This window comes from Pseudomonas tensinigenes, assembly GCF_014268445.2.
Taxonomy (GTDB): domain Bacteria; phylum Pseudomonadota; class Gammaproteobacteria; order Pseudomonadales; family Pseudomonadaceae; genus Aquipseudomonas; species Aquipseudomonas tensinigenes.
On sequence record NZ_CP077089.1, the window covers coordinates 3,681,435 to 3,692,899 of the forward strand.

The 11,465-nt window shown below is 61.5% G+C and carries 10 protein-coding genes; 9 read left to right on the forward strand and 1 reads right to left on the reverse strand.

Features of this window, described 5'->3' with window-relative positions:
- The first annotated feature begins 22 nt into the window (after nt 1–22).
- From HU718_RS16130 to HU718_RS16170, 9 genes are all read left to right on the forward strand, one after another.
- On the forward strand, nt 23–337 hold the full coding sequence (locus HU718_RS16130; RefSeq protein ID WP_175554235.1) for a DUF2934 domain-containing protein: 315 nt from the start codon (nt 23–25) through the stop codon (nt 335–337).
- Between the two features lie 228 nt (nt 338–565).
- A complete protein-coding gene (glgX, locus tag HU718_RS16135) occupies nt 566–2,725 on the forward strand; it encodes a glycogen debranching protein GlgX (RefSeq protein WP_186615494.1) in 2,160 nt (719 codons plus the stop codon).
- Between the two features lies 1 nt (nt 2,726).
- Entirely contained in the window at nt 2,727–3,725 is a 999-nt protein-coding gene (locus HU718_RS16140) for an acyl-CoA dehydrogenase family protein (RefSeq protein ID WP_095118738.1), read from the forward strand.
- Nucleotides 3,722–4,480, forward strand: coding sequence for a PIG-L deacetylase family protein (locus HU718_RS16145; RefSeq protein WP_110718609.1), 759 nt, complete (start codon nt 3,722–3,724; stop codon nt 4,478–4,480). Before HU718_RS16140 ends, HU718_RS16145 begins: the two co-directional genes overlap by 4 nt.
- The gene (locus HU718_RS16150; protein WP_186615496.1) at nt 4,477–5,076 is read left to right on the forward strand and encodes an SAM-dependent methyltransferase; all 600 of its coding nucleotides are present in this window, start codon (nt 4,477–4,479) and stop codon (nt 5,074–5,076) included. Before HU718_RS16145 ends, HU718_RS16150 begins: the two co-directional genes overlap by 4 nt.
- Nucleotides 5,073–5,759, forward strand: a complete 687-nt coding sequence (locus tag HU718_RS16155; protein ID WP_186615498.1) for a glycosyltransferase family 2 protein — start codon at nt 5,073–5,075, stop codon at nt 5,757–5,759. Before HU718_RS16150 ends, HU718_RS16155 begins: the two co-directional genes overlap by 4 nt.
- Before the next feature lie 156 nt (nt 5,760–5,915).
- Nucleotides 5,916–6,674, forward strand: a complete 759-nt coding sequence (locus HU718_RS16160; RefSeq protein ID WP_095118734.1) for a PIG-L deacetylase family protein — start codon at nt 5,916–5,918, stop codon at nt 6,672–6,674.
- Between the two features lie 194 nt (nt 6,675–6,868).
- Nucleotides 6,869–7,651, forward strand: coding sequence for an endonuclease/exonuclease/phosphatase family protein (locus tag HU718_RS16165; RefSeq protein WP_038368981.1), 783 nt, complete (start codon nt 6,869–6,871; stop codon nt 7,649–7,651).
- 389 nt (nt 7,652–8,040) lie between these two features.
- Nucleotides 8,041–9,108 carry an autotransporter domain-containing protein gene (locus HU718_RS16170; protein ID WP_186615500.1) on the forward strand — a complete coding sequence of 356 codons (1,068 nt, stop codon included), beginning with the start codon at nt 8,041–8,043 and terminating at the stop codon, nt 9,106–9,108.
- 124 nt (nt 9,109–9,232) lie between these two features.
- Here the strand turns inward: HU718_RS16170 and glgB are convergent, their stop codons facing one another.
- A complete protein-coding gene (gene glgB / locus HU718_RS16175) occupies nt 9,233–11,464 on the reverse strand; it encodes a 1,4-alpha-glucan branching protein GlgB (RefSeq protein WP_186615502.1) in 2,232 nt (743 codons plus the stop codon).
- Nucleotide 11,465 lies beyond the last annotated feature (1 nt).

Here is an 11,465-nt window from a genome sequence, read left to right on the forward strand (position 1 = left end):
AGTTCAGTTCAGGAGCATTGCGATGAGTACCGACGATAAACGCATCCGCGAATTCGCCTATCAAATCTGGGAATCGGAAGGCCAACCTGATGGTCAGGAGGCGCGCCATTGGGAGATGGCGCGCAAGCTCGCTGAAGCCGAAGCGCTGGCACCGAAGAAACCACCAAAAGCCGCTGGTAGCAAAGCCGCGGGCAAAACCGCCGAGCCCAAAGCTCCGGTCGCCAAACCGAAACCTGCGGCCAAGGCCAAACCGGCCAGCGCTGCAAAAGTGATTCCCCCGGGCGAAAAACCCGCTGAGAAAAAGCCTCGAGCGCCGAAGAAGCCTTCGGCGATCTGACGCTCTAACCGGATTATTGAACTGAATGAACGTGTGGCGGGTTCGCTCGCCACCGAGGGCGCGTTCGTCCTCAAGAAACACACAAAACCCCTGTGGGAGCGAGCCTGCTCGCGAAAGCGCTGGGTCAGCTAACAGAGATGTCGGATGTGCCGACGCTTTCGCGAGCAGGCTCGCTCCCACAGAGGAAACAGTGTCAACCGAACCATCCCGATTTTTGCAGGAGCAATCATGACCCGTCCAAAGAATGCCGAGCCCACCGCGCACGCCGAGCCATCCAGAATCCGCGAAGGCCTGCCCTTCCCGCTCGGTGCGACCTGGGATGGGCTGGGGGTGAACTTTGCTCTGTTTTCCGCCAACGCCACCAAGGTCGAACTGTGCATCTTCGACGATGCCGGCGAAGTCGAACTCGAACGCATCGAACTGCCGGAGTACACCGACGAGATCTACCACGGCTACCTGCCCGATGCGCATCCGGGGTTGATCTATGGCTACCGCGTCTACGGCCCGTACGACCCGGCCAACGGTCACCGTTTCAACCACAACAAATTGCTCATCGACCCGTACGCCAAGCAACTGGTCGGCGAACTGAAATGGTCGGAAGCGCTGTTCGGCTACACCATCGGCCACCCCGACGCCGACCTCAGTTTCGATGAACGCGACAGCGCGCCGTTTGTGCCCAAGTGCAAAGTCATCGACCCGGCGCACACCTGGGGCAACGACCACCGCGTCAGCGTGCCGTGGGACAAGACCATCATTTATGAAACCCACGTGCGCGGCATCAGCATGCGCCACCCCTCGGTGCCGGAAAACGTGCGCGGCACCTTTGCCGGGCTGATGGTCGACGATGTCCTCGAGCACATCCGCAAACTCGGCGTGTCCACCGTCGAGTTGCTGCCGATTCACGCCTTCGTCAACGACCAGCATCTGCTGCACAAAGGCATGACCAATTACTGGGGCTACAACAGCATCGCCTTCTTCGCCCCGGACCCGCGCTATCTGGCTAGCGGCAAGATCGCCGAGTTCAAGGAGATGGTCGCGCACCTGCACGAAGCCAACCTCGAAGTGATCCTCGACGTGGTCTACAACCACACCGCCGAGGGCAACGAGCAAGGCCCGACCCTGTCGATGCGCGGTATCGACAACGCCTCGTACTACCGTTTGATGCCGGACGACAAGCGCTTCTACATCAACGATTCCGGCACCGGCAACACCCTCGACCTGAGCCACCCGTGCGTGCTGCAAATGGTCACCGACTCGTTGCGTTACTGGGCCAGCGAGATGCACGTCGACGGTTTCCGCTTCGATCTGGCAACCATTCTCGGCCGTTATCACGACGGTTTCGACGAGCGCCACAGCTTCCTCGTCGCCTGCCGTCAGGACCCGGTGCTGCGTCAGGTGAAGATGATTGCCGAACCGTGGGACTGTGGCCCCGGTGGCTATCAGGTGGGCAACTTCCCGCCGGGCTGGGTCGAGTGGAACGACAAGTTCCGCGACACCGTGCGCGCGTTCTGGAAAGGTGACGACGCTCAGGTTGCCGATTTCGCCAGTCGTATGACCGCGTCCGGCGAGATGTTCAACCAGCGCGGGCGGCGGCCGTATTCGTCGGTGAACTTCATCACCGCCCACGACGGTTTTACCCTCAACGATCTGGTCTCGTACAACGACAAACACAACGAAGCCAACGACGAGAACAATCAGGACGGCAGTAACAACAATTTGTCGTGGAACCACGGCGTCGAAGGCCCGACCGACGATCCCGAGATCAACGCCCTGCGCCATCGGCAGATGCGCAACTTCTTCGCCACCCTGCTGCTCGCCCAAGGCACGCCGATGATCGTCGCCGGCGATGAATTCGCCCGCACCCAGGACGGCAACAACAACGCCTATTGCCAGGACAGCGAGATCGGCTGGGTCAACTGGGACCTGAGCGAAGAAGGCAAGGCACTGCTGAAATTCGTCAAACGTCTGATCAAGCTGCGTCTGGCCTATCCGATCCTGCGTCGTGGACGTTTCCTGGTCGGCGAGTACAACGAAGACATCGGCGTCAAGGACGTCACCTGGCTGGCACCGGACGCCACCGAGATGACCACCGAACACTGGCACGATGCGCACAACCGCTGCCTGGGCATGTTGCTCGATGGCCGCGCGCAGGAAACCGGGATTCGCCGCAAAGGTGCGGATGCGACGCTGCTGCTGGTGGTCAACGCCCATCATGACATCGTCAATTTCACCTTGCCGGAAGTGCCGGAGGGCAGCTTCTGGACGTGCATGATCGATACCAACCAGCCATCGATCCGTGGCCAGGAACGCTTCGATTTCGGCCACGAATACTCGGTCACCGGACGCTCGCTGCTGCTGTTCGAACTGCAACGTGATGAAGAAGATTGATATGGATCTGCACAGTTATCTCGCCCGACGCCCAGCGGACTATCCGCACACCGTAGCCCTCGGCAATTGCTTGCGGGCGCTGGTCGAAGCCGGGCTGGATCGGTTGCCGTTACCGGGCAGCGGCCACACGCTGGAACGCTTTCAGCGGCTGGCCGAGGTCGGCGGGCATGATCTGGGTTTGTGCAAATTGTTCGAAGGTCATACCGACGCACTGGCGATCATCGAGCAATTGGGCGGTTCACCGACACCGGGCAGTACGTGGGGAATGTGGGCGGCGGAACCGCCGCAGGCACGGGTCAAAGTCAGTCCGGCCGGGCACATGGTCGCACTGCATGGACGTAAAGCGTGGTGTTCCGGTGCCGCCGTGCTCAGCCATGCCTTGCTCACCGCGTGGGATGGCGACGATCAGCAACAACTGGTCGCCGTCGCCCTTGATCAACCGGGTGTAACCGTCACCGAACAGGGCTGGCAAGCGGTGGGCATGGCCGCCACCGGCAGCGTTGAAGTGTTGTTTGACGGTGCCGAAGCGCAGGCCATCGGCAACCCCGGCGACTATCTGCAACGCCCGGGTTTCTGGCAAGGCGGGATCGGTATTGCTGCGTGCTGGTACGGCGCCGCGCGGCAAATCGCCGAAGCGTTGCGCAGCCAGTGTGGCCAACGCCCGGAACCCCACGCCCTCGCCCATCTCGGCGCGGTCGACAGTGCCTTGCAAGCGGCGGCGGATGTGTTGCGTTTCAGCGCGCTGCACATCGATGCACACCCCGAGGACCACGCCGAACTGCTCGCTCGTCGTGCCCGCGCGGTGGTCGAACAATCTGCCGAACAGGTGATGCGTGAGGTCGGTCGCGCCCTCGGCGCCGGGCCGTTTTGCAAGGATCGGCAGTTTGCCCGGCTCAGCGCCGATCTGCCGGTGTTCTTGCGCCAAAGCCATGCCGAACGGGATCTGGCCGCCCTCGGGCAATTGGTCGCCGGGCAATCCAGTGAGGTATGGACGCTATGAAAACCAATCCGATTGTCGGCCAGGGCACCAGCCTGCATCAGTGGCAGGCTTCGCGGCATCTGGCGGAGCTGGACAGCATCGACATCCTCAGTCTGGTGCCACCGGGCGCACGGGCGGTAATTGTCGCACCGCACCCGGACGACGAAGTGCTCGGTTGTGGCGGCCTGCTGCAATTGCTCGCCGCTGCCGGCCGGCCTGTGCAATTGATTTCGGTCACCGACGGCAGCGCCAGTCACCCCGGTTCCAGTCGTTGGCCGGTGGAGCGACTGAGCGTGGTGCGCCCACAGGAATCTGCTGAAGCGCTGCGCCGACTTGGTTTGCCGATGCATCGGGTGAAGTGGCTGCGCGGCGGTTTTACCGACACTCAGGTCGCGGCGCAGGAAGCCGAGCTGGTCGATTTCATCGCGCGTCATTTGCGTGCCGATGACGTGCTGTTCGCAACTTGGAGTGAGGACGGTCATTGCGACCACGAAGCGGTCGGCCGCGCCAGTGCCGAAGCTGCGCGCCGTGTCGGGGCGACCTGCCATGAGCTGCCGGTGTGGACGTGGCACTGGGCGACCCCGGAAGACGCTTTTGTGCCGTGGCAACGGGCGCGCAAGATTCTCCTGACGCCGGCGCAAGTCGCGCGCAAGCGCCATGCGGTGCACGCCTTCGCCAGTCAACTGGAGGGCGATCCGGACGCCGGACTCGGTCCGGTGCTCGCGCCCTATGTGCTCGATCGCCTGCTGCAACCTTTCGAAGTGGTGTTTCTATGAGTGTCGAGGATCGCTATTTCGATGGCCTGTTTGCTGGCAACGATGACCCTTGGGCCTTCCGCGAGCGCTGGTACGAGCAGCGCAAACGCGCGATCACCCTCGCCGCCCTGCCGCGTCCGCACTATCGGGCAATCTTTGAACCGGGCTGCGCCAACGGCGAGTTGAGCGCCGAACTCGCCGCACGTTGTGATCGCTTGCTGTGCTGTGACACGGCCAGTGCGGCGGTGACTTTGGCGCGCACACGGTTGAGCCTGTTCGATCACGCCGAGGTGCGGCAAAACCGTCTTCCCGGCGACTGGCCGGAGGAAAAATTCGACCTGATCGTATTTAGCGAGATCGGCTACTACCTCGATGGCGAAGATCTGACAGACGTGATCCGCCGAGCCAGTGAATGCCTGACTGCCGACGGCCAGTTCCTCGCCTGCCACTGGCGTCCGCCCATCGACGGCTGCCCGCTGAATGCACGGCAGGTGCACGACCTGATCCACGAAAAACTGCATCTGCCGCGAGTGGTTTTGCATCAGGAAGCGGACTTCATTCTTGAAGTGTGGAGCCGCGAACCGCGCTCGGTGGCGGCATTGGAGGGCTTGCGATGATCGGCATTCTGATCCCGGCGCACAACGAGGAAGATCTGCTCGACGACTGCCTGAACGCGGCCATGCGCGCCAGCCGCCACGGTTTGTTGGCTGGCGAAAAGGTTGAAGTGTTGGTGGTGCTCGACAGCTGCACCGACCGCTCGGCGCAGATTGTCAGCCGCTATCCGGTACTGAGCCTGCACATCGATGCACGCAATGTCGGCCAGGCCCGGGCGGCCGGCGCACAGCTGTTGCTGGAACGCGGGGCACGCTGGATCTCCTGTTCGGACGCCGACAGTCGCGTCGCCGACGACTGGCTGGTGGCACAGCTGGGGTTGGGTGCCGACGCGGTATGCGGTACCGTCACCGTCGAACGCTGGCATGAGTCGTTCGATGCAGCGGCGCAAATCCGCTACCACCGGCATTACCGTGCCTGCGATGGCCATCGGCATATCCACGGCGCCAATCTGGGCATCAGTGCCGACGCCTATCGCTGGGCTGGTGGCTTCAAACCGCTGGCGTGCGACGAAGATGTGCAATTGGTGCGGGAGCTGGAACTCGACGGCGCCAACATCGCCTGGAGTCATCGCCCGCAAGTGCTCACCAGCGCTCGCTTCGACAGCCGTGCGCGCGGTGGCTTTGGTGACTATCTGCGAAATCTGGCACAGATAGAGCAAAAAAAAGCGGATCAGATTGATCTGTGACGCGACGAATTTAGCTTCATGAGCAATACTCTGCTGCGCGGCAATCCAGGGTTTGGAGCGTCGCTGGGCAATCAACCAGCCTTCACGGGTCGGTAGCGTCGGGCAATCACTGTCACGCGCACGACTGAGGGCGAGTCAACACAAGGACGTCATATCATGAAACCGTTAACCCTCAGTGACAGCAGTTCGCCGGCGCAAATCTGGAACAGCGCCGCGCAACTGGACAACATTCCCGTCATTAATACCCGCAGTCTGGTGCCCGACGGTGCCCGCGCCGTGGTCATCGCGCCGCATCCGGGTGATGAAGTGGTCACCTGCGGCGGCCTGCTGCAATTACTCTCCAGCCTCGGTCATCCGCTGCAATTGCTCTCCATCACCGATGGCAGCGCCAGCCATCCGGGTTCGCGGCAATGGTCGGAAAAACGCCTGAGCGTGTTCCGCCCCCAGGAAAGCGTCGAAGCCTTGCGCCGCCTCGGTCTGCCGATGCACAGCCTGAAATGGGTGCGTGGCGGCTTCACCGACAACGCTCTGTGCGACCAGCAAGCGCAAGTGACCGAATTCATCAGCCGCTACCTGCGCCCCGGCGACGTGGTGTTCAGCACCTGGCGCGGCGATGGCAACGACGATCATGAAGCGGTGGGCCGGGCCAGTGCGCAAGCGGCGGAACAGGCCGGCGCGACCTTCCACGATGTACCGGTGTGGGCCTGGCACTGGCCCGAGCGCGACCAGCAACTGATCCCTTGGGAACGCGCGCGCAAACTGCGCCTCGACACCTGGACCGTGGCGCGCAAAAGCCACGCGACCCACGCCTATGCCAGCCAGCTCAACGGTGAACCGGCGATCGGCATTGCGCCGATGCTGCCGCCGGTGATCCTGGAGCGGATGCGCCTGCCCTACGAAATCGTGTTTGTCTGACGCCGTTCAGGGTGGGAGCGAGCCTGCTCGCGAAAGCGGTGGTTCTATCGACTGATGTATTGGATTTGCCGACGCCTTCGCGAGCAGGCTCGCTCCCACAGGAATTGGGTTGTCATCAACCATGATTTGCAAGGAACTGCCGCCCCTCCCCATCAGTCGCATGAATAAGCGGCCCGCAATCCAGAGGAGTGAACGTGTCCAGCGATCCCAAGCGTCATGTTGTCGACGCGCCCGTCATTCATCGTTTAAGGGTGCTGACGGTCAACACCCACAAGGGTTTCACCGCGCTCAATCGGCGCTTCATCCTGCCGGAACTGCGCGAAGCGGTGCGCAGCACCTCGGCCGACCTAGTGTTTCTGCAGGAAGTAGTGGGAGAACACGAACGCCATTCGAGCCGTTACAACGAATGGCCGCAAACCTCGCAATACGAGTTTCTCGCCGACAGCATGTGGAGCGATTTCGCTTACGGGCGCAACGCCGTTTATCCCGACGGTCACCACGGCAATGCGCTGCTGTCGAAATACCCGATCCGTGAATACCGCAACCTCGACGTCTCGATCACCGGCCCCGAACGCCGCGGCCTGCTGCACTGCGTGCTCGATGTGCCGGGGCACGCCGAGGTCCACGCGATCTGTGTGCACCTGAGCCTGCTGGAAAGCCATCGGCAATTGCAGTTGCAACTGCTCTGCCAGTTGCTCGAGTCCCTGCCCGACGACGCCCCGGTGATCATCGCCGGTGACTTCAACGACTGGCAGTTACAGGGCAACGCCGCCCTCGCCCGTCGTGACTACCTGCACGAAGCCTTCGAGCGTCATCACGGGCGCCCGGCGAAGACCTACCCAGCGCGGTTTCCATTGCTGCGGCTGGACCGGATCTATCTGCGCAATGCCAGCAGCCATGACCCACGGATCCTCGGCAACAAGCCGTGGACACATCTGTCGGATCATCTGCCACTGGCCGTCGAAGTGCACCTGTAGCCGCAATAGTGACAGTAATGCAGGACGCGATGGATCAACTCATTCGGCGGTTCAACGTCGCCGACAGACCATCTGTCGGTAACTGAACGCCTCTGAGTCGGGGCTTTCGCTGCGTTCTTCCATACAAACAACCACTTAGTTATGTGCAGAAAAACAAACGCTTGCAAAGCCCGATTTGCCACTACCGCTCATCGTTCAATTTCTTGACGGGGGCGCGCGACTCTTCTTATCTCTACCTTACTACCCCCGGAATCACTACCCGGGACGAGCCTTCGGACACTCGCGAAATCGAGCGGCCACGGTTCGCCCCGCTCCATTCGGTCGCCCCTCGTTCGGGGTAGGAGAGACGCCACACAGAGAGAATGCATGCGCCTGCAAGGTAGACCTCCATGAAAATTTCCATCAGCCCACACGAGATCAAAATCACTTTCTGCACAGTGTCGAGTTCAATCTTGCTGTGCTCATCCATGGAGGCGCAGGCCGGTCCTGCGGCGGATGAAACAACCCCGTGGTATCGCGCGGATGTCCCCGTGATGACCTTGCCCGCCATCGTCATCACCCCCGGGCCGCAACGCTTCAGCCCACGGCCCGATCTGCAAGGCACACGCCTGATTACCGAAGACCTCGCACCGTCGGCCTGGGATGAGTTGTATGGCAGAAGCGCCCGGCAGGCGCAGACCGATGTGCTGTCGTCAGGCTACGCGATGCCCGGCAGCGGCGACTTCAAAGGCCCCGCCGTGCTGACTCTGCAAAGTGCTAGCCATACCCAGAAAATCGGCCTGATTGGTGGTCTCAACCAGATTCAAGCCAATGGCAACGGCGTGCTCACCAGTCGCGCTTTGGCCGATCCGAACAGTGACACCCTCAATCTGCAAGGCCAAAGCCTTGGCGCCTATTACAGCCTGATCGGCGCCCAGGGCTGGCACGTGGATTTATCCGCCAGTGGCGGCCGGGTCAGCGGCTTCAGTCGCAACGGCCAAGGCGCGCGGCAAGCCACAGAAGGCAGTGCGATGACCTTCTCGGTCGAAGGCGGTTTTCCGATTGGCTTGAGTGATAACTGGGTAGTGGAACCGCAGGCGCAATTGATCAATCAACGCATAACCCTAGACACGCCGTACGCCGGCTCGGGCAATGCTTCTTCCTCCGATCTGACGGCGTGGAGCGGCCGCGTCGGCGCACGGTTGAAAGGCAGTTACGATTTGAATGGTCTGCCGGTCGAACCCTATGTGCGCACCAACCTCTGGCACACGGTTTACACCGGCAATACCGTGACGCTGGATCAGGTCGACAAGATCAGCAGCAGCCGCAAATCATCGACGGTGGAATTGGGACTGGGCTTGGTGGCACGTGTGACGCCGGCGGTGAGTCTTTATGTGAGCGCGGATTACAGCAGTGATGTCGATGACAATGATTTGAACGGGATCATTGGCAGCCTTGGGGTGCGGATGCGTTGGTGAGCGCTGAGCCGCATTTTGAAGGTGTCTGAACTGGCGCCTTCGCGAGCAGGCTCGCTCCCACATTTGGAATGTATTTCCCCTGTGGGAGAGAGCCTGTTCGCGAAGGCAGCGACGCGGTCTCGGATCAACCCTCCGGTTTGAGGATCAACACCGCCAACGGCGGCAGATTCAGTTCCAGCGACAACGACTGGCCATGGCTCGGCACTTCCTCGGTAAATGCCCCGCCGCCATTGCCGTAATTGGAACCGGCATAGGTGTCGGCATCGCTATTAAGCAGCTCAGTCCAGCGCCCGGCAAACGGCACACCCACACGATACGACTGCCGTGGCACCGGCGTGAAGTTGGCCACCACCAACACCGGCTCACCTTCCTTGCTCCAGCGCAGCCAGGCATAGACGCTGTTGATCGCATCATCACCAATCAACCACTGGAAGCCTTGCGGTGCGTCGTCCTGATCGTGCAGCGCCGGCAGCTCGCGATACAGCCGATTGAGATCGCCAACCAGTTTCTGCACGCCTTTGTGCTCGGAGTACTGCAGCAGATACCAGTCCAGCTGTTGATCGTGATTCCACTCGCGCCACTGGCCAAACTCGCAGCCCATGAACAACAGCTTCTTGCCCGGGTGAGTCCACATGAAACTCAGGTAAGCACGCAAGTTGGCGAACTTCTGCCAGCGATCACCCGGCATCTTGTCGATCAGCGAATGCTTGCCGTGCACCACTTCGTCGTGGGAGATCGGCAGGATGAAACGCTCGGACCATGCGTAAACCAGACCAAAACTCAACTCGTTGTGATGATGCGCGCGGTACACCGGATCCTGCTGAATGTAATGCAACGAATCGTGCATCCAGCCCATGTTCCATTTGTAGGCAAACCCCAAGCCGCCCTGCTGCGTGCTCTGGCTGACACCGGGCCACGCGGTGGATTCTTCAGCGATGACCAGCGCGCCCGGTGCTTCCAGTTCCACCACGTCGTTCAAATGCCGGAGGAAGTCGATGGCTTCCAGATTCTCGCGGCCACCGTGGCGGTTCGGCACCCATTCGCCAGCCTTGCGCGAATAGTCGCGGTACAACATCGAAGCCACCGCATCGACGCGCAGGCCATCGACATGGAAATGCTTCAACCAGTGCAGCCCCGAGGCCAGCATGTAGCCGTGCACTTCGGTGCGCCCGAGGTTGTAGATCAGCGTGTCCCAATCCTGATGAAAACCTTCCAGCGGGTTGCCGTATTCGTACAGCGCGGTACCGTCGAACTGCGCCAGACCGTGGGTATCGGTAGGGAAATGCGCCGGCACCCAGTCGAGAATCACGCCGATCTCGGCCCGGTGGCAGGCGTCGACGAATTCGGCGAACTGCGCCGGAGAGCCATAGCGCGCGCTCGGCGCAAATTGCGAGAGCAACTGATAACCCCAGGAGCCGCCGAACGGGTGCTCCATGATCGGCATCAGCTCGATATGGGTAAAACCCAGCTCCTTGACGTAGGGAATCAGCCGCTCAGCCAACTCCGGCCAGGTGTACTGGCGCGCCACTTCGCCGAGATCATCCAGCTCGCATTGCCAGGAACCGGCGTGCAGTTCGTAGATCGACAGCGGCGCCGAATGCTTGTGACGGTCACGGCGGCTGTTCATCCAGTCGTGATCCTGCCAGTCGATCTGCAGGGGTTCCGCGACTTTTGACGCGGTATCCGGCGGCAGGCTGGTGGCCAGCGCCATCGGGTCGGCCTTGAGCGGCAAAATCCCATGAGCGCCGAGAATCTCGTATTTGTACAACTCCCCCGCTTGCAGGCGCGGGATGAATAATTCCCAGACCCCGGACGGATGACGCAAGCGCATTGGATGACGGCGACCGTCCCAGACGTTGAAGTCGCCAACCACCGACACGCGCCGGGCATTCGGCGCCCATACGGCGAAACGCACGCCGTCGACGCCATCCACGGTTTTCAGCTGCGCGCCGAGACAGGCGCTGAGGTCGCGATGATTACCCTCGGCGAACAGATACAAATCCATTTCACCGAGCAACTGGCCGAAGCTATACGGATCCTCGGCAACCTGCTCGCCGCCGGCCCAGCGCGTGCGCAACTGGTACGGCCGCGCCTGATCGAAATGGCCGACAAACAGCCCCGGGGTTTCGGTCTGCTCCAGTGGACCGCGTTCTTCGCCGCTGTCCTTGTCCAGCACCACGACACTCAACGCACCGGGTAGATAGGCGCGAATGAACTGCCCGCCAGCGCCATCGCCGTGCGGGCCAAGAATGGAAAAAGGGTCGTGATGTTCAGCGCGGACCAAGGCATCGATATCTTTCGCCGAGGGCAGCAATGCTTCATTGACCACACCCTGTTCCTTGTTTGAGAAACTCATG

Coding starts and splice junctions, on each gene's coding strand:
- HU718_RS16130 (WP_175554235.1), top strand. CDS start 23: ATGAGTACCGACGATAAACGCATCCGCGAATTCGCCTATCAAATCTGG.
- glgX (WP_186615494.1), top strand. CDS start 566: ATGACCCGTCCAAAGAATGCCGAGCCCACCGCGCACGCCGAGCCATCC.
- HU718_RS16140 (WP_095118738.1), top strand. CDS start 2,727: ATGGATCTGCACAGTTATCTCGCCCGACGCCCAGCGGACTATCCGCAC.
- HU718_RS16145 (WP_110718609.1), top strand. CDS start 3,722: ATGAAAACCAATCCGATTGTCGGCCAGGGCACCAGCCTGCATCAGTGG.
- HU718_RS16150 (WP_186615496.1), top strand. CDS start 4,477: ATGAGTGTCGAGGATCGCTATTTCGATGGCCTGTTTGCTGGCAACGAT.
- HU718_RS16155 (WP_186615498.1), top strand. CDS start 5,073: ATGATCGGCATTCTGATCCCGGCGCACAACGAGGAAGATCTGCTCGAC.
- HU718_RS16160 (WP_095118734.1), top strand. CDS start 5,916: ATGAAACCGTTAACCCTCAGTGACAGCAGTTCGCCGGCGCAAATCTGG.
- HU718_RS16170 (WP_186615500.1), top strand. CDS start 8,041: ATGAAAATTTCCATCAGCCCACACGAGATCAAAATCACTTTCTGCACA.
- glgB (WP_186615502.1), bottom strand. CDS start 11,464: ATGAGTTTCTCAAACAAGGAACAGGGTGTGGTCAATGAAGCATTGCTG.